We start from the raw sequence: 21,428 nt of genomic DNA, 5'->3' as shown, positions 1-21,428 counted from the left end.
AAATGCAAATTAATCCCACGGAAATCAGTGAACTGATTAAAAACAGAATAGAAAATCTCGCGGTGACCGCCGAATCACGCACGCAGGGTACCGTGATTTCGGTAACCGACGGCATCTGCCGCATACACGGCCTTTCCGATGCGATGCAGGGCGAGATGCTGGAATTTCCGAAAGACACCTTCGGCCTAGCGCTCAATCTGGAACGCGACTCAGTAGGTTCTGTGGTACTGGGCGAGTATGAGCACATCAGCGAGGGCGACACCGTAAAGTGCACCGGCCGCATTCTGGAAGTCCCGATAGGTGAAGCGCTGATCGGGCGCGTGGTGAATTCGCTCGGCCAGCCGATCGACGGCAAAGGCCCGGTTCAAGCGAAGCAAACTGCACCCATTGAGAAAATCGCGCCAGGCGTGGTGTGGCGCAAATCGGTATCGCAGCCGGTGCAGACCGGCTTGAAAGCGATTGACTCCATGGTACCGATCGGCCGCGGCCAGCGCGAACTCATCATCGGCGACCGCCAGACCGGCAAGACTGCAGTGGCGGTGGACACCATCATCAACCAGAAAGGCAAGAACCTGATTTGCATTTATGTCGCGATAGGACAAAAGGCTTCCAGCATTGCCAACGTGGTGCGAAAACTCGAACAGTTTGGAGCCATGGCCTATACCATCGTAGTCGCTGCTTCTGCTTCCGAGTCCGCAGCGTTGCAGTATATCGCCCCCTATTCCGGCTGCAGCATGGGCGAGTATTTTCGCGACAACGGCCAGGATGCACTAATTATATATGACGACTTGACCAAGCAGGCCTGGGCGTATCGGCAGATTTCTCTACTGCTACGTCGTCCGCCGGGACGCGAAGCATATCCTGGCGACATATTCTATCTACATTCGCGCCTGTTGGAGCGTGCTGCTCGAGTGAACGATGAGTACATTGAGCGCAGCACCAACGGAAAAGTGAAGGGCAAGACCGGATCACTCACGGCGCTGCCGATAATTGAAACACAGGCCGGCGACGTAACGGCGTTCGTTCCGACCAATGTGATTTCGATCACGGATGGCCAGATTTTTTTGGAAACCGATCTGTTCAATGCTGGCATTCGTCCGGCGATCAACGCCGGTATATCGGTGTCGCGGGTAGGCGGCGCGGCGCAGACCAAGGTGATTAAAAAGCTGGGCGGCGGAGTGCGGCTATCGCTCGCGCAATACCGAGAACTGGCTGCATTTGCCCAATTTGCTTCCGATCTTGATGAGGCGACGCGCAAGCAGCTGGAACGCGGCCGCATGGTAACCGAACTGATGAAACAGCCGCAGTATGAGCCGCTGCAAGTTTCGGAGATGGCGCTGACGCTGTTTGCGGTCAACAATGGTTATTTCGACGATATTGATGTGAAGAAGGCGCTCGCTGCAGAACGCGCAATGCGCGATTACTTCAAGGTCAAGTACGGCGATTTGGTCAACCGCATCGAGTCAAACAAGGATCTATCTAAGGAAGATGAAGAAAAACTGCATCAAGGTATGCAGGACTTCAAAAAGAACGCGGTGTACTGATCCATCACAATCCGCAGCGCGTACCGACGCGCAGAGAGCTTATAAATGGCAAGTTCGAAGGAAATCAGGAATAAAATTAAGAGCGTGCAGAACACACGCAAGATCACCAAGGCAATGGAAATGGTCGCTGCCTCGAAAATGCGCCGAGCACAGGACCGCATGCGCCAAGCTCGTCCTTATGGAGAAAAAATCCGCAACATCGCAGCGCATCTATCTTACGCCAGTACGGAATACCGTCACCCATTTCTGGTTGAGCGACCCGTTGCGAAGAAACTGGGCATAATCCTTGTCACTACAGATAAAGGTTTGTGTGGAGGGCTCAACACTAATCTGTTTAGGCTCACCCTCCAGAAATTGAAGGAGTGGGAAGCCCAAGGCCAGCAATTCGAGGTCTGCAGCATCGGCAACAAAGGTCTTGGCTTCATGCTGCGCCTAGGTGCGAATATTGTTTCTCAGGTTGTGGGCCTTGGCGACAAGCCGCATATGGAAAAGCTTGTCGGCGCTGTAAAAGTAATGCTCGATGGCTATACTCAGGAGCGATTCGGCCGCTTGATGATTTTCTACAGCCGCTTCATTAACACCATGAAGCAGGAACCGGTAATGGAGCAACTGCTGCCGTTCTCGGGCGAGAGATTGGGCGCACCGGAAGGCAGGTGGGATTATATCTATGAGCCGGATGCGAAATATGTGCTGGATGAAGTTTTGAAGCGCTACATCGAAATGCTGGTATATCAGGCCGTGTGCGAAAACATGGCATGCGAGCAGTCGGCCCGCATGGTAGCCATGAAGGCAGCTTCCGACAACGCGGGCAAGGTGATCGACGATCTCGTGCTGGTCTATAACAAATCGCGCCAGGCAGCGATTACTAAAGAGTTGTCTGAGATCGTGGGCGGCGCGGCGGCAGTATGACGCGGCGCTCTAAACGATCGGGCGAGACTAATGTGCGCGATGCGTACGTTACGGCGAGACCAAATCGTCCAGGCGCGGCGGCAGTATGACGCGGTGGCAGTTTGAACATCAGTTCGCCCGAAGCGGCAATGGGCAGTGCTGAATGCGCGGGTGACAAAGGACTTGCTTCGCTTTGCGGCAACTTTGCTTAAGGCAAACTTGATTTTGTATTTATAGGATAAATACCATGAGTGAAGGCAAAATTGTACAGTGCATTGGCGCGGTGATCGACGTGGAATTCGCGCGCGAAGATTTGCCCGAGATCTATGACGCGCTCACGCTCGATCCCCAGTTGAAAATTGATCTCACGCTGGAAGTGCAACAGCAACTGGGCGATGGTGTGGTGCGCACTATTGCACTGGGCGCATCGGAAGGGCTGCGACGCGGCATGAAGGTGATAAACACCGGGGCGCCGATATCCGTGCCGGTCGGACACGGCACGCTTGGGCGGATCATGGACGTGCTGGGTCGGCCAATTGACGAAGGCGGTCCCATAAAATTCGATGAGAAACGCCCGATTCACGAGGAAGCACCGAGCTTCGAGGAGCTCTCCGCAAGTCAGGAGTTGCTGGAAACCGGAATCAAGGTAATGGATCTAGTGTGCCCTTTCGCCAAGGGTGGTAAGGTAGGATTGTTCGGAGGCGCCGGCGTCGGTAAAACGGTAAATATGTTGGAACTCATCAATAACATCGCAAAGGCGCGCTCGGGTCTTTCTGTTTTCGCCGGCGTGGGCGAGCGAACCCGCGAGGGCAACGACTTCTATCACGAAATGATCGAGGCAGGGGTGATCAAGCTCGATAATCTGCCCGAGTCAAAGGTGGCGATGGTGTTTGGCCAAATGAACGAGCCGCCAGGCAATCGACTGCGTGTCGGATTAACTGGTCTCACCATCGCTGAATCTTTCCGCGACGAGGGTCGCGACGTGCTGCTGTTCATCGATAATATTTACCGCTTCACACTGGCGGGAGTTGAAGTATCCGCGCTGCTTGGCCGCATGCCGTCCGCGGTCGGCTACCAGCCGACGCTGGCTGAGGAAATGGGACGTTTGCAGGAGCGAATCACTTCTACCAAGGTGGGTTCGATCACTTCGATTCAGGCGATTTATGTGCCCGCCGACGACCTGACTGACCCGTCTCCCGCCACCACTTTTGGGCACCTCGATTCCACTGTGGTGCTGTCGCGTGATATCGCCTCGCTCGGCATTTATCCCGCAGTGGATCCGCTGGACTCCACATCGCGCCAAATGGACCCCAAAGTGATCGGCGAAGAGCACTATAATACGGCGCGTTCGGTGCAGGCGACCCTGCAGCGCTACAAAGAGTTGCGCGATATCATCGCCATTCTCGGGATGGACGAGCTCTCCCCCGAGGATAAGCTGGTAGTGGCGCGTGCACGCAAGATCCAGCGTTTTTTGTCGCAGCCCTTCAGCGTGGCGGAGGTTTTCACCGGTCAGAAAGGTAAATTCGTAACACTCAATGACACCATAAAAGGCTTCAAGGGCATCATTGCCGGCGATTACGACCAACTGCCCGAGCAGGCATTTTACATGGTGGGAACCATCGAAGAGGCCGTGGAAAAAGCGAAGACGTTACAGTGAAGTCAAGACAGTCATGCAAGCATAAAACCGCGTTTCGCTTTGGCCGCTCTTAGCTTGCTCCCCACCTGGAATTTGGGATGGCTCATACTATACACGTAGATATTGTCAGTGCCGAAGAATTCATTTTTTCGGGTGACGCTGAATTTGTAGTACTTCCCGGCGAATTGGGCGAACTCGGTATATATCCGCATCATGCGCCGCTTATGACCCGCATCAAACCGGGTACGGTACGCGTGAAGATCCCGAACCAGGAAGAAGAAATGTTGGTGTTTGTGGCGGGAGGAATTCTCGAGGTGCAGCCGAAGCTGATCACCGTGCTGGCTGATACTGCGATCCGCGGTAAGGATCTGGACGAAGCGAAGGCATTGGAAGCCATCAAGCAAGCCGAGGAAGCGCGTACTACCGCCAAAGATAAGCAGGAAGTGGCGATGGTCGAGGCCGAGGTGGCATCGCTCGCGGCCCAGCTCGCCGCGATCCGCAGGCTGCGCAAGAAATAGTTTTCTTGCCGCCAATACGCTCGTTACCATTGCCAAGGCAGTCCCGGTTTGCCCCCCGGCTTTGCGCGCATGGCGCAGGATACGGTTGACCTACTGATTATCGGTGGCGGTATCAACGGCGCAGGCATTGCTCGCGATGCGGCGGGCCGGGGTCTGGCTGTTCTGCTCTGCGAACAAGGGGATCTGGGTGGCGCCACCAGTTCGGCGAGCAGCAAACTTATTCACGGCGGACTGCGTTACCTAGAAAAGTACGCCCTGCGCTTGGTAAAGGAGGCCTTAAGCGAGCGCGAGGTACTGCTAAAAAGCGCCCCGCACCTCGTCTCCCCAACTGAGTTCGTTTTGCCCCGTGCGAGAACAATGCGACCGGCCTGGATGTTGCGCTTGGGTCTGTTACTTTACGATCATCTGGGAGGCACGGGGACCTTTTCGGCATCCCGCGCGGTAGATTTGCGTCAGAGCCGGTACGGCGCCCCACTACGAGATCAGTTTAATAAGGGCTTTGTTTATTCCGATTGTCGGGTGGACGATGCGAGGCTCGTGATAGCAAACATGCGCGGCGCTCAAGACCTGGGCGCACGCATCCTGCCATACACGCGTTGCATTTCGGCCAGGCGCAATGGAAAATTTTGGCAAGCAACACTGGAGCGTGAGCGCGGGCGCACTGAAGTGAAGGCCAAAGCCGTGGTCAACGCCGCAGGTCCCTGGGTTCACTCGTTATTTGAAGAGGTCATTGCACAGAAGACCGAGCACAAAGTCCGACTGGTGAAAGGCAGTCATATCGTGATACCGCGACCGTACCAGGGGAATCACGCTTATCTTCTGCAGAATTATGATCAACGCGTCGTGTTCGCCATTCCGTTTCAGGAAAAATTTACTTTGATTGGCACTACCGACATTCCTTTCCAGGGCGACCCCAGAACGGCAAGCGCATCAAATGCCGAAATCGAGTACCTCTGCGACGCGGTGAATCATTATTTTGTAGGCAGGATTCATCCCTCCGAAGTGGTGTGGCATTACAGCGGCGTGCGCTCGCTTTATGACGACGGGAATCCAAATCCATCCGACGTGAGCCGCGATTATAGGCTTATAGTGGAAGCGGACGACAACGGTCAGCTGCCGCTGCTATCCGTGTACGGCGGGAAGATCACGACGTACCGCAAGCTCGCTGAAACTGCGCTTCGGCTTCTTTCGCCCTGGTTGTTATCTATAAAATCGCCCTGGACCGCGCGGCAGCCTTTGCCGGGAGGCGATATTCCCGGGGCAGATTTCGAGCAGTTTCTATTCGGTTTGCAAAATGCCTATCCACATTTGCCGCCCGTGCTTTTACGGGACCTCGCCCGGCGGCACGGCAGTTTGGTCCGCGGCCTGTTGCAGGACACATTTGAAATATCCGACTTGGGGAAGGATTTCGGCGCGGGACTATTCAGCCGCGAAGTTGATTACTTCATCGAACATGAATGGGCGCGGAGTGCAGACGATATTCTATGGCGCAGAACTAAAACCGGTCTTTTCCTTAGCGGCGCGCAGAAACAGGCATTAGAGCGCTATGTTTTCAGAAAACTTGCCGGTGCTGGGCTACGCTGAAATCCACTGTTCGTTGTGCCATAATCTGCCGATAAGACCATGTTGAATATCGTCGTACTCGCTGCCGGGAAAGGCAAGCGCATGCGCTCGCATTTGCCAAAGGTGCTTCACACGCTTGCCGGCAAACCGCTGTTGCAGCATGTGCTGGATACTGCACGCGCGCTGAAACCCGCGAAGCTTTGCGTAGTGTATGGTGGCGGCAGGGTGCCCGATCAGTTCAAAGGCGCCGATGTGATTCTGGTCAAGCAGAAGCCGCAGCTGGGCACCGGTCATGCGCTAAAGAAAGCATTGCCGCATTTGGACAAGAATGGCGTCACGCTCGTACTGTATGGCGATGTGCCATTAATTGCGGCGGACACCCTTAGGCGGATGCTGAGGTCGGGACAGCTCACGATAATGACAGTGCAGCTACAGGAAGCCGCCGGTTACGGGCGCATTGTGCGCGATGCGTATGGCAAAATATCACGCATCGTCGAAGACAAAGACGCGACAGCGTCCGAGCGGGAAATCCGGGAAGTCAACACCGGCATTATGGCGATCCCAAACTTGCCGCTGCACAATTGGCTAAGCCGCCTGAACAACAACAACGCTCAGCAAGAATACTATCTCACCGACATCGTGGCACTGGCGATTAAAGATGGAGCCAAAGTTTCTGCAGTTCAGCCGAAACATTTTTGGGAGACGCTGGGTGTCAACAGTAAACTGCAGCTCGCTGAGCTTGAGCGCGAATATCAGCGGCAACGGGCGAGGCTATTGCTCGAGCGCGGCGTTACGCTTGCTGACCCCGAACGCATTGATATTCGCGGCGAGCTCCTGTGCGGCACAGACGTGAATATCGACGTCGGCTGTATCTTCGAAGGCACAGTGGCCCTGGGCAATGAAGTTAAAGTAGGGGCGTATTGCGTGCTTAAGAATGTAAAGGTCGCCGCAAGCACGGAACTTCTGCCATATTGCGTGATCGATGGCGCACAAATTGGTAGAGACTGCCGCATCGGACCCTATTCGCGCATCCGCCCCGGAACGGTGCTGGAAGACGGGGTGCATGTCGGCAATTTCGTCGAAATGAAAAACAGCCGTGTCGCCAATCGAAGCAAGGCCAATCACTTAAGTTACGTAGGCGATGCTACGGTGGGTAAGGATGTCAATATTGGCGCCGGTACCATAACCTGCAATTACGACGGCGCCAATAAGCTGCGTACTGTGATTGAGGACAACGTATTTATCGGCTCGGATACCCAGCTTGTGGCGCCCGTCACGATCGGCAAAGGCGCAACTATCGGCGCTGGCACTACCGTGACGCGGGACGCGCCGGCGGGCGAGCTCACGCTGTCGCGTGTCAAGCAGATTTCCGTTCGCGGATGGAAACGTCCACAGAAAAAAGGGAAACATGAACGGTGAAACGTGAAACGTCAAAACCCGCGTTGCCGAAACCGTACGGTCTTGCTTGCCTGTTTCGTTTCACTTTTCACTTTTCACAATTCACGGGGCCTTTGAAATGTGCGGAATAGTGGGCGCCATAGCTCAACGTGACGTAGTGCCTATTTTGCTAGAGGGGCTAAGACGCCTGGAATATCGCGGCTACGATTCGGCAGGGCTCGCGGTGGTAAACGGCGGATTGAAGCGCATTCGCAGCGTGGGGCGTGTGGCCGAATTGAGCAGCCAGGCGCAGAAGGAAAAGGTCCACGGGCAGTTGGGCATCGCCCATACGCGATGGGCAACTCATGGTGCCCCCACCGAGCGTAACGCGCATCCGCATGTGAGCGGGGACACATTGGCGGTGGTGCACAATGGAATCATAGAGAATCACGAGGCTTTGCGCGAGAAACTTAAAACGCTGGGATACGAATTTGCATCCGAAACCGATACCGAGGTTATCGCGCATTTGATTCACTTTCATTTCCGCAAGAGCAGGGATTTGCTGGATGCGACGCGCCGCGCGCTAGCGGAATTAAAAGGCGCATACGCCATAGGGGTGGTCGATTCCAGCGAGCCGCAGCGGCTGATTTGCGCGCGCAAAGGCAGTCCGCTTCTACTGGGCTTAGGCAGTCGGGAAAACTTCATCGCTTCGGACGTATCTGCGCTTTTGCCCGTGACGCAGAAAATCGTTTATCTGGAAGAGGGCGATATTGCCGACGTCAGCTTATCCGCTTTCCGCGTGATTGACGCCAGCGGTAACACGGTGAAGCGCGAGGTGCACTTGAGCGAACTGAATCCGGAAGCGGCGGAACTCGGCAACTATCATCACTATATGGAGAAGGAGATACACGAGCAGCCGCAGGCAATTTCCGACACGCTGGAAGGGATGGGTGCGATGCTTGCTCCCGAAATATTTGGGCCCGGCGCCGCACACACTCTGGCGCGCGTTAAAAGCGTTCTGATAATCGCTTGCGGCACCAGCTATCATGCCGGTCTTGTTGCCCGTTATTGGCTCGAGGGTCTTGCAGGAATTCCGTGCAATGTCGAGGTGGCAAGTGAATACCGCTACCGCGACACCGTGCCGAATCTCGATGCGCTGGTGATCGCCATATCACAATCCGGCGAGACTGCTGACACGCTGGCCGCGCTCAAGCACGCAAAATCGCTGGGCCACATGCACACGCTTTGCATATGCAACGTTCCAGAATCGGCTCTAGTGCGGGAATCGGGGCTAAGATACATGACTCGTGCAGGACCTGAAATCGGAGTTGCCTCGACCAAGGCCTTCACTACCCAGCTCGTCGCGCTGTTCATGCTCGCGATGATACTGGGCAAGCAGCATGGACGTCTCTCTGAAAAGCGTGAATCCGAGTGGCTGGCTGCCCTGCGGCACCTGCCGAGCGCGGTGCAAAACGTGCTGGGATTGGAAAATCAGGTGTCGGAATGGGGAGCGCGATTCGCGGCCAAACAGCATGCGCTGTTCCTGGGGCGGGGTATCCATCATCCAATTGCCATGGAAGGCGCACTTAAGCTCAAAGAAATTTCTTACATTCATGCGGAAGCGTATCCGGCTGGAGAGCTGAAACACGGGCCGCTCGCGCTGGTGGACAGGGACATGCCGGTCGTCGCGGTGGCACCCAACGACGTGTTGCTGGAAAAACTCAAGTCGAATTTGCAGGAGGTACGCGCGCGTGGTGGCGAGCTTTATGTGTTCGCAGACGCGGACTCGCATGTCCAGGAAGACGAGGCAATACACGTCATTCGCATGCAGGAGCATGCGGGCTATTTGAGTCCGATTCTGCACGTTGTACCGCTGCAGCTCCTCGCGTATCACGCTGCACTGCACCGAGGCACCGACGTCGATAAGCCGCGCAATCTCGCGAAGTCGGTGACCGTGGAATAGCAGCCGCATTCGGCGACGCTGAACTTCTACTTTGGAACTTCCTTCCCCAACGCCAATATTTTTGGTTCGATCGCCCGCCTCCCCGTCGTTGCATAATGTATCGAAGCATAGCGAAAAAGATGAGAAACGCGACATATCGCGGAGTAGTAAATTCCGCTAAAATTCGTATCTTGTAATTTCTTCCCGACCCCGATCTTGCGCGAAAATTAGCGGTGAAATTCCCGTGGCAATTCAAAAGTTAGGTCGTTACGAAATTCAATCGAAGCTGGGGCACGGCACTACGGGTACCGTCTACAAAGCGGTTGACCCGGTGATCGAGCGCACCGTGGCTATCAAGGCGATCAACTTGGATTTGCCAAAAGACGAGTTCGAGGACTTTGAAGAGCGTTTCTATCGTGAAGCGAAGTCGGCTGGCCGCCTCAATCATCCCAACATAGTCACTATTTATGACGCGGGCGAAACCGAACATACAGCCTATATTGCAATGGAATACCTGGAAGGTCAGTCCCTGCGCGAAATTCTCAAGGCAGGTACAAGCATGTCGTTTGACCGGATCAGCGAGATCGGCGCACAAATTGCGGAAGGCCTAGCCTATGCGCAGGAGCATGGCATCGTGCATCGCGATATCAAACCCGCGAATATCATGATCACGAAAACCGGCCAGGTGAAGATCACCGACTTCGGCATTGCCCACCTGCCAACTGGTTCAAAGACCGAGACCGGAACGATTCTCGGTTCGCCGAAATACATGTCGCCGGAACAAATCGTAGGTAAAGCCGTCGACGGCCGATCCGATATCTTTTCGCTGGGAATAGTTTTATATGAGATGGTGACAGGGAAAACGCCGTTCGACGGGGATTCCATCAGCACCATAATGTACCGGATCATAAATGAAACGCCGGCTGATATTCTGAAAATCAATAAGCGGATCCCCGTGGTATTTGATTTCATAATTTCCAAGGCGTTGGCTAAGCTTCCCGAAAACCGGTACCAGAAAGCAAGCGAGCTTGCGCGTGATCTAAGGCATTACAAAACCTTGTCACCGGCCCCCTCGCAGCTGGCGCAAGTCAAATGGCCACCACAGAAGACATTGGAACGTAGGGCAACCCGCAGGATGGATACGGGGGCAAAGACCATCGAATTAGTGCCTAATGCCAGAAAAGAAACTGTGCTTCCGCCAGCGTCTCAAACAAAAAACTCCGCCAGCCAGACGGATCGTGCATATCCGATCATTGAATTGCCAGGCACAAAAGGCAGGGAACGGCAATTAAAACACTCCGCGGGGCAAGGTTCCAAAAGAAAAACGCTTCTTGTTGCCTTAAGTTGGTTCGCTCTACTGGCAGTGGCTCTATATGTAATTTTCGTCGAATGGTGGCCGAGCTATGAAAAGCGTTTGACCGGGAACCTGAGCATACCAGGCGCCAAACGCGAGTTGCCCGGTAGCACTGCCCGCGAGCCAGAATCCTCGCTCTCTTCGACCACTCACCCCGGGAACAGAACACCTGCAATCGCACAAAGCGGCAAAATGAGCACGGCACCGGCGGTCGCGGTGAGTGAAGTGGGCTACCTGAGCTTCGACGTAACACCGAGAGGCGAGATTTTTGTCGATGGATCCAAAGTAGGAATTTCCCCGCCTCTTAAAAAGCTTGCCGTCACACCGGGTAGGCACCGTGTTGTGATAAGAAGCAGGATTCCCCCGTATGCGCAGGTGTTCAGAGTCAATGTCGAAGAAAATCAGTCGACAATTGTAAAGGCTCAATTTGAACCGCCGGAAGGCTAAAGCCTGGTGAGGAAAAGCTTGCAAGATTGGGCCGCGCGATGATTAAAGCGCAATTGTTCTCATTGGTGAATCGTCTAAATAAGCCTGCATCGACAGTAGGGTTTTGATAATATCTATTGCACTGCAGGAAGATTTTGCCTTAATTTTGTTCCCGACTCTTGAAATAGCTGCCATTATGTCATCGCGTAAGTGCTTGATCATGCATATATTATCTTGTATTTGTATTGAGCTAAAGGAATTAATTGCAATTTTAAATAAGAATTATTATCATTACGTTAAAGTTTCCATCTAGGAGATTGCGCATCGTGCGGTTGCTGCTAGTCATTTTTTTCCTGGTCGTACCTGCAATGGCGTTTGCGGAAGATCTCCAATACAAGCTAACAATCCACGATCACCGATTTGAACCCGCACAACTGCGTGTTCCCGCTGGGAAGAGAGTCCGGCTCATGATAGAGAATCGAGACTCATCTGCAGAGGAATTCGACAGTCACGCGTTAAATCGTGAAAAGGTTATCCCCGCGAATTTTACGGCTCCTGTTTACATCGGGCCCCTGACGCCCGGCCAATATCCGTTCATCGGTGAGTTCCATTCGGATAGCGCCAAAGGCGTGATTATTGTTGAATAGGAAACTTGATGATCGCGGCGCTCATTATCGTTTTCCGGGAAGTCATTGAGGCTGGCCTGGTAGTAGGCATTGTGCTCGCTGCTACGCGGGGCGTTGCGATGCGTGGACTCTGGATCAGCTACGGGATTGCCGGAGGCATCGCTGGCGCATGCCTGGTGGCAGCCTTCGCGGGAGCGATCGGCAACGCATTTGCCGGATCGGGTCAAGAACTCTTCAACGCGGTGATCCTGCTGGTCGCCGTAGTCATGCTGGCTTGGCACAATGTCTGGATGGCGCGCCACGGTCGCGCGATTGCGGCGGCGGTGAAGGCGGTCGGCGAGGCCGTTGCTTCCGGCAGTCGTACCATGGCCGCACTCTCCATTGTCGTCGGCATCGCAGTGCTGCGCGAGGGTTCCGAGGTAGTGCTGTTCCTCTACGGCATTGCTGTTTCCAGTAAAGATACTCCTTTGGCTATGGCGGTCGGAGGCGTGGCGGGGGTACTGCTCGGCGCAAGCGTCTCGCTAGTTATGTATAACGGGTTGCTGCGCATTCCGGTCCGTTATCTTTTTTCTGTGACTAGCTGGTTGATCGCGTTACTCGCTGCTGGTATGGCAGCTCAGGCGGTCGCTTTTCTGCAAATCGCGGGCGTCGTGAGGCCTTTTGCTAGGACACTTTGGGATACCTCGAATTTCCTTGCCGACGACAGCATCCTCGGCAAAGTTTTGCATACCTTGGTCGGCTATACGGACCGGCCGACCGAACTCCAGCTTTTGGTCTATCTGGGTACGCTTACCACGATATTTGTCCTGATGCGGCTGCTCGGTTCGGCACCACGCCGGCCGGTACTCGCGTAAGCGTGCCAGCGTCCAGAAAACGTTCGGGATCGGTATACCATGAGCACGATTGATGCGGAGACACGATACCCACAGGCACCTGGCGCGGATAACGCAATCAAAATTGCGAGCGGGCAACTTATGAAAGGCAAGCGCCTAATCATCATACAGCACGGTCGCCAAGAATACCGTTTGAGGATCACTGCGTCAGGAAAGTTGATACTCACAAAGTAGTCTAATATTTGCAGACGCGTCCATTTTAGCCAGCCAGCCACGCCGTCACCGGCACAAAGCAGCCAGCCAGTAATACGATCCATGCCGCATCAGAGAGGGAGGCTGGCTGTGTTAAATCAAGCCAAATTATTTGGCGGCTTTTTCTTGTCGGCTTTGAAAATCGCCGCTCAACCTGGAGGATCTATCGTAAACGCCGGGACCCGGCCACCCCTCTTTATTGAGCACACTAAAAGTGTAAGCTCGACGCGCTGTCGCCAGATTGCGTGCGCCTTAGTATTTGCAGTTATTCCGCTGGCCGCAGCCGCCGGCGAGCCAAACGACTATATATTTCTGCCGGCCGTTGAGTATGGCGAACGTGAGATAGATCTCAAATTAGGTACATGGAAGCAGTCCGACGAAGGCCGGACCAGCGCCGCCTCCATAGGTTTTGGTTTTGGGCTGACGCAAAGCTGGTTTACCGAATTTTATTCGGTATTTCAGGATACCAGCGATCGCGGAGCGCATTTCGATGCCTGGGAGTGGGAAAACAAATTTCAGCTGACAGAACCCGGCCAATATCCTCTAGATATGGGCTTGATAGTGGAGATCGAGAAACCAAACGATCTCCAGGGAGGATATCAAGTAGTCGCCGGCCCACTTTTTCAAAAAGATGTGGGCAAAGTGCAACTAAACGCCAATTTTCTGCTTACACAAATTTTTGGAAGTCATTCCTCGCAGCGCGCGGAATACGGTTATCAGTGGCAGGCCAAATACCGGTGGCAGCCAAAGATTGAATTCGGTTTTCAGGGATTCGGCGATGTGGGGAGTTGGAACAGTTGGGATGCTATTGACGAGCCTTCGCCACAGCATCGCATGGGGCCCGCCATATTTGGAAAATTTGCTTTGGGAGGCCGCCAGTCGATCCGGTATAACGCGGCATTTCTGTTTGTGAAGTCGAACAACGCGCCCAGCCAGAATTTACGTGCTCAGATCGAATACGAATTCTGACGCCGATTTAAGGACGCTGCGACCCGATGCGGATGCGGGGCGACTGAGGATCGGCGCCATTCAATTTCCAGTGATGGGCATGAAAATCGAGGCGTTGTGCTAGAGTACTTGAATTATTTCTGACCGAAGGGGAGGTATGTCCGGGATGGATACATTGTACATGCGCTGGTCGCCGCGTCTGCTCAGTGTTCTGCGCATCGTCACTGCATTGCTCTTCATGGAGCACGGATCAATGAAACTCCTAGCTTTTCCACCTTCTCCGGCTTTCGCCGAGCTTAAGCTGCTTTCGCTCATTGGATTTGCCGGTGTTCTCGAGCTCTTCGGCGGCTTTCTGGTTCTGTTGGGCCTGTTCACCCGACCGGTTGCGTTCATTCTGTCCGGAGAAATGGCCTTCGCGTATTTCATTGCGCACGCCCCACAGGGCATCTATCCCGCGCTCAACCACGGTGAGTTGGCGGTGCTGTATTGCTTTGTATTTCTTTACCTGTCGGTTGCCGGGGGTGGCGTATGGAGTATTGATCAAATCCGGAAAGGATGAAGTTAAGTTTAGGCTCTAGGCAATGGCGCCATTGCAGCTGCGAGAAGTCGCCACACGGTTCATCTTCACTTGCGGGTCCCTGCCCCAGGTCGGAATATTGCGGACGGACGTGCGAATTAGGGCAATCATAACTGCATATCTACGCGGTCAGGAAGCGGCCCAGGTGACGATATACGCGACGCCGGAAGATACCACGAACGCCAAGCAGAATATCAAGAGATTGCGTGTCATGCCTTTTGGCATGCCCATATCGTCCAGATAGCGCCGGAAGTAATAGCCCGCGACAAAGAAGGCTATCGTCGATAATACAAGGCTTAGCATATTATTTCTCCGAGAGACTTAACGCGCTATGCGATACACCTGTCAATCTTTTGGATAAGATTCGCAACATGTGAATACCCCGCAAGCCAGAATATTAGCAATAGAATACCCTAATCGTGCCGGTTATCTGAGATCGATCATTGGCAAAAAAGAATTAAACTAGACCTGGATAGATTTTTAGGCTTTTTTGCGGGCGCTGTAGCCCAAGACTGCCTTCAGAGGCTCCGGGATCGCGCGAGAGTGACTGAACGCCGTTGTTCGGCGCACCATACCGTGTGTAGGGGCTTACGGCAAATCGTGTCCCGAGATAAACTGTGGCTTCAAGTGAACTGAAAGCAATTCTGGCGAGAACATGAAGCTGCATATCCTTAGCAACCTGCACGTCGAGCTAGGCGAATTTGTGCCGCCTCAAACCGGCGCGGATGCGGTCATTCTTGCCGGGGACATTCATGTAAAAGAAGGCGGTATCGACTGGGCTGTGAAGCATTTCTCAGTGCCTGTCTATTATGTTCCGGGTAACTACGAGTTCTATGGGGGGCACATTGATCGCACGGTGCAGCGGCTCAAGCAAAAAGCCGCTGGCACGAAAGTACACGTGCTTGAATGCGATGAAGCTATTCAGAACAACGTCCGCTTCTTGGGAGGTACCTGCTGGACGGATTTCTCGGCCACCGGCAATCTTAAGCTGGCCATGTCCGATGCGCGCCGCAGGATAAGTGATTACCGCGAAATCAGGGCCGGGATGGGCCTTCGCAAATTACGTCCCGAGGATACCCAAAAAAAGCACGCGGAATTCAAAGCGTGGCTGCGGAAGAAACTCGATGAGCCGTTTGACGGCAAGACCGTTGTGATCACCCATCACGCCCCGTCTATTCAATCTATTGCGACCGAATTCCTGGACGACCGCACGCATGCGGACGCTGCCTATTTCAACCGCTTGGAATACCTTATGGGCAAGCCCATCACGCTCTGGGTGCACGGCCAGACGCACAGCAAATTCGACTATGAAATAGCGGGTACGCATGTGGTGTGTAACCCGCGCGGGTACCATGGCCTTAGACTCAACAAGAAATTTGACCCCGGGCTGGTGGTGGAAATTTAGGCGTCGGCCGTCAAAGACTACTCCCCGATAATTTTCACCAGCACCCGTTTCGGACGGCGACCGTCAAATTCGCCATAGAAAATCTGCTCCCACGGACCAAAGTCTAATTTCCCGGCGGTCACCGCCACGACGACTTCCCGACCAAATAACTGGCGCTTGATATGCGCGTCGGCATTATCCTCGCCAGTATCGTTATGGCGGTATTGCTTGATCGGGTCGTGCGGCGCCAGCCCCTCCAGAAAGCGCGTGAAGTCGCTGTGCAAACCGCGTTCATCATCATTGATAAAAACCGAAGCAGTGATGTGCATCGCGTTCACCAACACCAGACCTTCCCTGACGCCGCTTGCCTTCAAGGCTTCCTCGATTTGAGGCGTAATGTTGATGAACGCCTCCTTGGACGGTGTTTTGAACAGCAGTTCATGGCGATAGGTTTTCATTTTGTTCCTCCGCAGCGGGGCATGGCGGTTTTTGACTGACGGGTTAAAATATATGAGAGCCCTAAACTTAACCCGTACACGCCGCAGAAAGCAATACCCTGGAAATGTTTGCTTTGCATTTCCAGCGGCAAGAACTGCCTGCCGTAAGCAGGCGGCATTCAACGCGCAGCCGGAGATCGCATGACCAACGCAGGCTCGTCTTACTTTCAGAAAGCGGGCAAAGTGCGGCCGGATTTCAATCCAACGCGCAAAGGCTTTGATAGGGACATTGCCTGGTGGCTCGCTGAATGTTCCAGATTGGCATACGAAAACAAGCGTCGCGTGTACGACGAGCTCGCGAATGCGGGATTTGAATTCGTGATCTTCTTCGACACGCTTGCGACACAGGGCTACTTGGCTTCGCACCCCGGCACTTCCGGCCTGGGGCAATTTGCGGTGCTCGCGTTTCGCGGCACTGAAAAGGACTGGGCAGACATTCTGACCGATGTGGCAATCTTCAAATCGACATTGCCGGATGAGCTGTATCCGGTACTGACTGCTTCGGAAACGGACCGCGTTTCATATCGGGCCCACACCGGATTCATTTATGCGTTGAAAGTCGCGTGGGGCGTAGCCATTGACGGATTCGCTCCCAAGGGGCAAATGCAAGCGCCAAGATGGTACGGGGCAAAAGGGATAAGCGATGCGCTTTACGATATTATTGAAGAAAATAGCTGGCGCGATATTCCGGTGTTCATGACCGGACACAGCCTGGGCGGCGCGCTTGCATGTCTTGCCGCATGCCCGCGGCCTCCCGCAATGCTATATACATTCGGCTGTCCTCGCGTCGCCGATTCGGAACTTGCGCGCGCGCTTGACCGCAGGAACATACCGGTCTTTAGAATCGTGAATTCCACCGATATCGTGCCCAGAGTGCCGTCTGCATTCTGGGGTTTTCGCCATTTCGGCACCCTGGTCTACTTGACACGGAAAGGGAGCTGTACCGACGGGAGGAAAGCTCACTTGCTGTTTGTTGCCGGTTCGGTGATCACATGCGTTGGGCTCCTATTCATGATCTTACCTTTTGACTGGGTGGCAGGCGGCCTGCGTCCAAAAATTTTCTCGAATCACCGGATCATTGAATATGTCCGAAAACTGACATGAGATAAGAAGGTAAGCGATGACGGACCACCGCATCAAAGTATTAAAGGGAGATATAACTTCATTTGATGTGGATGCAATAGTAAATGCCGCCAATAATTCGCTACTGGGCGGTGGCGGCGTTGACGGCGCCATTCATCGCGCGGCGGGACCGCAACTGCTGGCCGAATGCCGCACGCTGGGTGGTTGCAGCACGGGCTTGGCTAAAATCACTAAAGGCTACCGCCTGAAAGCCCGCCACGTTATTCATACAGTTGGTCCGGTGTGGCAAGGCGGCCAAAGCGGCGAGCCGGCATTGTTGGCTTCATGTTATCGCGAAAGTTTCAAACTTGCGTATGAGCACGGAGTTAAATCCATTGCTTTTCCCGCGATCGGCTGCGGCGTATATGCTTACCCCGTCGCGCAGGCCTGTGCTATAGCGGTTGCCGAAACCACGATCGCCTTGCAGGCTTGGCCATCGTTGCAGATGGTGCATTTCGTGTGTTTTGACGAGCTGGTCTATCGGGCTTATTTGCAGGAATTGGCGGAAAAACGATGAAGCTCAAAATCAAAGTCGTGCCCAGGTCGTCGCGTGCCAGCATTGCGGGATGGATCGGCGATACCCTTAAGGTCTGCGTGAAATCCGCTCCGGAGAAAGGCAAAGCCAACCGCGCTGCGCAGGAAGTAATCGCCGCCAAGCTTGGGTTGCCCAAGCAAAATGTGCGTGTCGTGTCTGGCTTCGGCTCGGCAAGAAAACTGGTGGAAATCAGCGAACTGAGCGAGCTGGACGTTAAACACCGGCTTGCGGCAAATTGAAAAGCTAAAAGTCTCGCGGCTTGCGCGGCGCTTTTGAGAGCGCACGGTCGTAAAGCCAGAGCGGAAGAATACTAAAAATTCGACCGAGAATCGCCATTTGCCACGGAATGATCAAGAATTTCCTGCGGCGTTCTATGGCGCGGACGATTTTTCTCGCGGCTTGTTCCGCGCTGATAATAAACATCATCGGGTACGGGTTGTTCGCAGTCATTGGCGTCGCAATATAACCCGGGCAAACCGTCAGCACTCCTACCCCGCTGCCGCGCAGCTCCACCCGCAGGCTTTCCAGATAGCGGATCGCTGCCGCTTTGGAAGCCGAATAAGCTCCTGCGCCGGGCAACCCGCGGAATCCGGCGATACTGGCAATCCCCACAAGCATACCGTGCCTTTGCCGCCGCATGCCGTCCAGGAAAGGGTGAAATGTTTTCAACATGCCTGCGACATTGGTATCGAGAATGGCCTCGAACGCCTCCAAATCTTGCGGGCATTCAGTAAGGGTGCCGCGGCTTATCCCGGCATTGGCGATCACCACATCGGGACAACCGCGCTCCTCGACGAAATCGGCAGCTGCCTGTTGCATTGCCCGCGTATCCCGGACATCTGCTACGTAAGTGAAGCAGGTGGTGGAAAGCGAATCTTTAAGCTGGGCAAGAACCTGCCCACGCCGCGCAATCAAGGCCAGGGTCGCGCCCTGTTTCGCGTATTCGCGCGCCAGCGCTTCGCCGATGCCGCTCGTCGCACCAGTAATCACCACTTTAACCGCCATCAGTGTTTAGAAGAACGCTCCTGCCGCGCCATGTTTATCAGCTGTTCGAGCACCTGCATGACGTTTTGATACGAGCCGGTCATTGACGGCGAAGTGAGGTATTTACCGTCGACTACTAGTGACGGCGTCCCCTCTATCGCGTAAGTCGAAGTCAATGTTTTTGCAAACTCCGCCCGGTTTTTTACCGAAAAGGAATTGTAAACATCTGCGAATTTCTTGCGATCTATGCCCTGTTGCGCTACCCAGTCAAACAAAGTTTGCTCCTGGCTTAGATCGATGTGTTTGACATGAATGGCGACGTACACGGCGTCGTTTAATCGATTAAGCTCGCCAAGGGCGTCCAGGGCGTAAAAAGTTTTGGCAAGAGGTATCCAGTCATTGCTAAACACTGCGGGGATGCGGCGGAAGGCTACGTCCTTCGGAGCGTTGCTCAGCCATTTATTGATATAAGGCTCAAGGGCAAAGCAATGCGGGCAGCCGTAGTAGAAAAATTCGATGACCTCGATTTTGTTACCGCTCTCGGTGGGTTGGGGCGGTACATACGTACGATAGTCTTTCATCGCTACTGGAGTGGCAGCGAAGGCGGTATTCGCGAAAAAAAGCGCGCACAAGAAAAGAAAACACTGCATTCGTTTCATTCACATCTCCTGTTGATTTCTACCCGCTACCCTGCGGGGGTTGGGTGAACCTTGATCAGGCTGGTATCGATGCCGTTCTGCTTCAAGTTAGCGCGCATCCGGTTGAGGTCGTCCACGTTGGTGTAGGGTCCGACCCGAACCCGGTGCCATACGCCTTTATCACCCAACGTGGCGCTTTGTATCTTGGCTTCAACGCCAATTAACGCGAGCTTGGCCTTCAGGTTGTCCGCTTGGGACATATCTTGAAAAGCGCCTGCCTGCAAATAATAAACATCCTTGGACGCGCCGGGCTGTTTCGCGGTCTGTTTCAATTCTTTTTCAGTCACCGGTTCCTCAATTCCCGGGAGGATTTTGTAAAAATCGAAGCGCGGTTTTTCCTTCGCCGGCACCTTGGCTTGTTTTTCCTCTGGCTTGGGTGCGGCTTGCTGAACGGGCGGTGGGATTTTCGATTCGGGGCCGGGCAAGCTCGGCGTGGTTTTTTCATGGCTCAAAAAAGGGCTGGGCACTTTGTTGACGTACCACGCAACGACCAAAGCGGTAGTCAAACCGAGAATCAGCCCGACAAAAAGGCCGAGAAAAAATGCGCTGGTAGTATTGCCCGAATTCGACACGATAGAATCGGATTTGTAATCCCTAGACACCTGCATATCCTACATTTTTTTGGGACAGCTTACACCTACCAGGCCAAGCCCGTTGCGCAAGACCTGCCGGACTGCAGCTACCAGCGCCAGACGCGCATTCCTGATTTGTGCTTCCGGCACCAGAAACCGCGTTGCATTGTAATAGCTGTGAAATTCGGCGGCCAGTTCTTTGAGATAAAACGCGATAAGGTGCGGAGAAAAGTCCCGCGCTGCGCCTTCAACGATTTCAGGGTATTCGATCAAGCGCTGCAGCAGCGCAAGCTCGTGGGCGCTGGTTAACGGAGCCATGTCTGCAAGCTTGAGCTTCGCCTCATCTCCGCCCCATTCCTCCAGTACGCTGCAAATCCGGGCATGCGCATACTGCACGTAGTAAACCGGGTTTTCGTTGCTTTGCGATTTTGCAAGGTCGAGGTCAAAGTCGAGATGCTGGTCGCTTTTGCGCAACACGTAGAAAAAGCGGGCGGCGTCGTTACCGACTTCCTGCCGCAGTTCGCGAAGCGTTACGAATTCGCCGGCGCGGGTGGACATCGAGACTTTCTTGCCGCTACGGTAGAGCACCGCGAATTGCACAAGCGCTACGGTCAGCCTGTCCGCATCGAACCCGAGAGCCTGCAATGCGCCCTTGAGGCGCGCCACATACCCGTGGTGGTCCGCTCCCCAGATATCGATCACGCGTTCGAACCCGCGTTCAAACTTATCGAGGTGGTACGCGATATCGCCGGCGAAGTAAGTGAACTCACCGTTTTCGCGCAGCACTACGCGGTCTTTTTCATCTCCGAATTTGCTGGAACTGAACCACTTGGCACCGTCTTTAGCATAGATTTGCTTTTTTTTCTCGAGCAGTTCGATGGTGTGTTCCACCTGTCCCGAGTCGAACAGCGACTTTTCAGAAAACCACGCGTCGAAAGTCACCCCAAATTCCGAAAGATCGTCGCGGCAATCATTCAATTGCTCGGTCAGGACAAAGCGGTGAATATCAGCGTAGTCTTTGCCGAGCAGTTTTTTGGCGTTGGCGATCAGGCCGTCTAAATGCACTTCGGGGTCGGCCTGCGCTTCTGCCACACCTCGCAATAAATCGCTCGCTTCTCGTACGTACCGCTTACCTTGACTGTCGACGAGCTG

The 21,428-nt window shown here is 54.2% G+C and carries 22 protein-coding genes; 16 read left to right on the top strand and 6 right to left on the bottom strand.

The window, feature by feature from the left end; translation table 11 throughout:
• Window positions 1–2 precede the first annotated feature (2 nt).
• The 12 genes from atpA (at window position 3) to VLV32_05750 (ending at window position 14,466) form a co-directional block, all read left to right on the top strand.
• Complete coding sequence (gene atpA / locus VLV32_05805) at window positions 3–1,544, top strand: F0F1 ATP synthase subunit alpha (GenBank protein HUL41400.1); 1,542 nt, start codon at window positions 3–5, stop codon at window positions 1,542–1,544.
• 45 nt (window positions 1,545–1,589) lie between these two features.
• Window positions 1,590–2,453, top strand: coding sequence for a F0F1 ATP synthase subunit gamma (atpG, locus tag VLV32_05800; protein ID HUL41399.1), 864 nt, complete (start codon window positions 1,590–1,592; stop codon window positions 2,451–2,453).
• A 226-nt stretch (window positions 2,454–2,679) separates the two neighbouring features.
• The gene (gene atpD, locus VLV32_05795; GenBank protein ID HUL41398.1) at window positions 2,680–4,089 is read left to right on the top strand and encodes a F0F1 ATP synthase subunit beta; all 1,410 of its coding nucleotides are present in this window, start codon (window positions 2,680–2,682) and stop codon (window positions 4,087–4,089) included.
• Between the two features lie 77 nt (window positions 4,090–4,166).
• A complete protein-coding gene (locus VLV32_05790) occupies window positions 4,167–4,586 on the top strand; it encodes a F0F1 ATP synthase subunit epsilon (protein ID HUL41397.1) in 420 nt (139 codons plus the stop codon).
• 69 nt (window positions 4,587–4,655) lie between these two features.
• The gene (gene glpD / locus VLV32_05785; protein ID HUL41396.1) at window positions 4,656–6,170 is read left to right on the top strand and encodes a glycerol-3-phosphate dehydrogenase; all 1,515 of its coding nucleotides are present in this window, start codon (window positions 4,656–4,658) and stop codon (window positions 6,168–6,170) included.
• 42 nt (window positions 6,171–6,212) lie between these two features.
• Window positions 6,213–7,568, top strand: coding sequence for a bifunctional UDP-N-acetylglucosamine diphosphorylase/glucosamine-1-phosphate N-acetyltransferase GlmU (gene glmU, locus VLV32_05780; protein ID HUL41395.1), 1,356 nt, complete (start codon window positions 6,213–6,215; stop codon window positions 7,566–7,568).
• A gap of 97 nt (window positions 7,569–7,665) precedes the next feature.
• Entirely contained in the window at window positions 7,666–9,489 is a 1,824-nt protein-coding gene (glmS, locus tag VLV32_05775) for a glutamine--fructose-6-phosphate transaminase (isomerizing) (GenBank protein ID HUL41394.1), read from the top strand.
• 223 nt (window positions 9,490–9,712) lie between these two features.
• Window positions 9,713–11,269: a serine/threonine-protein kinase gene (locus VLV32_05770; protein ID HUL41393.1), complete on the top strand. Its 1,557-nt coding sequence runs from the start codon at window positions 9,713–9,715 to the stop codon at window positions 11,267–11,269.
• 305 nt (window positions 11,270–11,574) lie between these two features.
• Window positions 11,575–11,895, top strand: coding sequence for a cupredoxin domain-containing protein (locus tag VLV32_05765; GenBank protein HUL41392.1), 321 nt, complete (start codon window positions 11,575–11,577; stop codon window positions 11,893–11,895).
• Between the two features lie 8 nt (window positions 11,896–11,903).
• Complete coding sequence (locus tag VLV32_05760; protein ID HUL41391.1) at window positions 11,904–12,728, top strand: FTR1 family protein; 825 nt, start codon at window positions 11,904–11,906, stop codon at window positions 12,726–12,728.
• Between the two features lie 321 nt (window positions 12,729–13,049).
• A complete protein-coding gene (locus tag VLV32_05755) occupies window positions 13,050–13,928 on the top strand; it encodes a hypothetical protein (GenBank protein HUL41390.1) in 879 nt (292 codons plus the stop codon).
• 145 nt (window positions 13,929–14,073) lie between these two features.
• Window positions 14,074–14,466, top strand: a complete 393-nt coding sequence (locus VLV32_05750; protein HUL41389.1) for a DoxX family protein — start codon at window positions 14,074–14,076, stop codon at window positions 14,464–14,466.
• A 147-nt stretch (window positions 14,467–14,613) separates the two neighbouring features.
• Here the strand turns inward: VLV32_05750 and VLV32_05745 are convergent, their stop codons facing one another.
• The gene (locus VLV32_05745) at window positions 14,614–14,787 is read right to left on the bottom strand and encodes a hypothetical protein (protein ID HUL41388.1); all 174 of its coding nucleotides are present in this window, start codon (window positions 14,785–14,787) and stop codon (window positions 14,614–14,616) included.
• Between the two features lie 352 nt (window positions 14,788–15,139).
• On the opposite strand from VLV32_05745, the gene VLV32_05740 reads away from it, so the two are divergent.
• The gene (locus tag VLV32_05740; protein ID HUL41387.1) at window positions 15,140–15,889 is read left to right on the top strand and encodes a metallophosphoesterase; all 750 of its coding nucleotides are present in this window, start codon (window positions 15,140–15,142) and stop codon (window positions 15,887–15,889) included.
• 17 nt (window positions 15,890–15,906) lie between these two features.
• Here the strand turns inward: VLV32_05740 and VLV32_05735 are convergent, their stop codons facing one another.
• Window positions 15,907–16,326, bottom strand: coding sequence for a secondary thiamine-phosphate synthase enzyme YjbQ (locus tag VLV32_05735; protein HUL41386.1), 420 nt, complete (start codon window positions 16,324–16,326; stop codon window positions 15,907–15,909).
• A 180-nt stretch (window positions 16,327–16,506) separates the two neighbouring features.
• Between VLV32_05735 and VLV32_05730 the strand changes: the two genes are divergently transcribed.
• The 3 genes from VLV32_05730 to VLV32_05720 are packed head-to-tail and all read left to right on the top strand — an operon-like array spanning window position 16,507 to window position 18,261.
• On the top strand, window positions 16,507–17,469 hold the full coding sequence (locus tag VLV32_05730) for a lipase family protein (protein HUL41385.1): 963 nt from the start codon (window positions 16,507–16,509) through the stop codon (window positions 17,467–17,469).
• A 16-nt stretch (window positions 17,470–17,485) separates the two neighbouring features.
• Window positions 17,486–18,004 (top strand): O-acetyl-ADP-ribose deacetylase, encoded by a 519-nt coding sequence (locus VLV32_05725; GenBank protein ID HUL41384.1) that lies wholly within the window; start codon window positions 17,486–17,488, stop codon window positions 18,002–18,004.
• Complete coding sequence (locus VLV32_05720) at window positions 18,001–18,261, top strand: DUF167 domain-containing protein (protein HUL41383.1); 261 nt, start codon at window positions 18,001–18,003, stop codon at window positions 18,259–18,261. Before VLV32_05725 ends, VLV32_05720 begins: the two co-directional genes overlap by 4 nt.
• Before the next feature lie 4 nt (window positions 18,262–18,265).
• On the opposite strand, the gene VLV32_05715 is transcribed toward VLV32_05720, so the two are convergent.
• From VLV32_05715 to argS, 4 genes are all read right to left on the bottom strand, one after another.
• Window positions 18,266–19,027 (bottom strand): SDR family oxidoreductase, encoded by a 762-nt coding sequence (locus VLV32_05715; protein ID HUL41382.1) that lies wholly within the window; start codon window positions 19,025–19,027, stop codon window positions 18,266–18,268.
• Window positions 19,027–19,665 carry a thiol:disulfide interchange protein DsbA/DsbL gene (locus VLV32_05710; GenBank protein ID HUL41381.1) on the bottom strand — a complete coding sequence of 213 codons (639 nt, stop codon included), beginning with the start codon at window positions 19,663–19,665 and terminating at the stop codon, window positions 19,027–19,029. The genes VLV32_05715 and VLV32_05710 overlap by 1 nt, the downstream gene beginning before the upstream one ends.
• A 26-nt stretch (window positions 19,666–19,691) precedes the next feature.
• Window positions 19,692–20,306 carry an SPOR domain-containing protein gene (locus tag VLV32_05705; protein ID HUL41380.1) on the bottom strand — a complete coding sequence of 205 codons (615 nt, stop codon included), beginning with the start codon at window positions 20,304–20,306 and terminating at the stop codon, window positions 19,692–19,694.
• Window positions 20,307–20,315: 9 nt separating this feature from the next.
• A partial coding sequence (argS, locus tag VLV32_05700) for an arginine--tRNA ligase (GenBank protein HUL41379.1) occupies window positions 20,316–21,428 on the bottom strand: 1,113 nt, incomplete at its 5' end.

The organism is Burkholderiales bacterium (assembly GCA_035518095.1).
In the GTDB taxonomy this organism is placed as follows: domain Bacteria; phylum Pseudomonadota; class Gammaproteobacteria; order Burkholderiales; family JAHFRG01; genus JAHFRG01.
Note: the sequence above shows the minus strand (reverse complement) of the source record. Positions and strands in the feature narration are given on the sequence as shown.

What these genes read in the sequence shown, in the direction of transcription:
- glmS (HUL41394.1), top strand. Translation starts at nt 7,666, where the DNA reads ATGTGCGGAATAGTGGGCGCCATAGCTCAACGTGACGTAGTGCCTATT.
- VLV32_05745 (HUL41388.1), bottom strand. Translation starts at nt 14,787, where the DNA reads ATGCTAAGCCTTGTATTATCGACGATAGCCTTCTTTGTCGCGGGCTAT.
- atpD (HUL41398.1), top strand. Translation starts at nt 2,680, where the DNA reads ATGAGTGAAGGCAAAATTGTACAGTGCATTGGCGCGGTGATCGACGTG.
- VLV32_05725 (HUL41384.1), top strand. Translation starts at nt 17,486, where the DNA reads ATGACGGACCACCGCATCAAAGTATTAAAGGGAGATATAACTTCATTT.
- VLV32_05790 (HUL41397.1), top strand. Translation starts at nt 4,167, where the DNA reads ATGGCTCATACTATACACGTAGATATTGTCAGTGCCGAAGAATTCATT.
- VLV32_05720 (HUL41383.1), top strand. Translation starts at nt 18,001, where the DNA reads ATGAAGCTCAAAATCAAAGTCGTGCCCAGGTCGTCGCGTGCCAGCATT.
- VLV32_05735 (HUL41386.1), bottom strand. Translation starts at nt 16,326, where the DNA reads ATGAAAACCTATCGCCATGAACTGCTGTTCAAAACACCGTCCAAGGAG.
- atpA (HUL41400.1), top strand. Translation starts at nt 3, where the DNA reads ATGCAAATTAATCCCACGGAAATCAGTGAACTGATTAAAAACAGAATA.
- VLV32_05760 (HUL41391.1), top strand. Translation starts at nt 11,904, where the DNA reads ATGATCGCGGCGCTCATTATCGTTTTCCGGGAAGTCATTGAGGCTGGC.
- VLV32_05715 (HUL41382.1), bottom strand. Translation starts at nt 19,027, where the DNA reads ATGGCGGTTAAAGTGGTGATTACTGGTGCGACGAGCGGCATCGGCGAA.
- glpD (HUL41396.1), top strand. Translation starts at nt 4,656, where the DNA reads ATGGCGCAGGATACGGTTGACCTACTGATTATCGGTGGCGGTATCAAC.
- VLV32_05740 (HUL41387.1), top strand. Translation starts at nt 15,140, where the DNA reads ATGAAGCTGCATATCCTTAGCAACCTGCACGTCGAGCTAGGCGAATTT.
- VLV32_05730 (HUL41385.1), top strand. Translation starts at nt 16,507, where the DNA reads ATGACCAACGCAGGCTCGTCTTACTTTCAGAAAGCGGGCAAAGTGCGG.
- atpG (HUL41399.1), top strand. Translation starts at nt 1,590, where the DNA reads ATGGCAAGTTCGAAGGAAATCAGGAATAAAATTAAGAGCGTGCAGAAC.
- VLV32_05710 (HUL41381.1), bottom strand. Translation starts at nt 19,665, where the DNA reads ATGAAACGAATGCAGTGTTTTCTTTTCTTGTGCGCGCTTTTTTTCGCG.
- VLV32_05750 (HUL41389.1), top strand. Translation starts at nt 14,074, where the DNA reads ATGGATACATTGTACATGCGCTGGTCGCCGCGTCTGCTCAGTGTTCTG.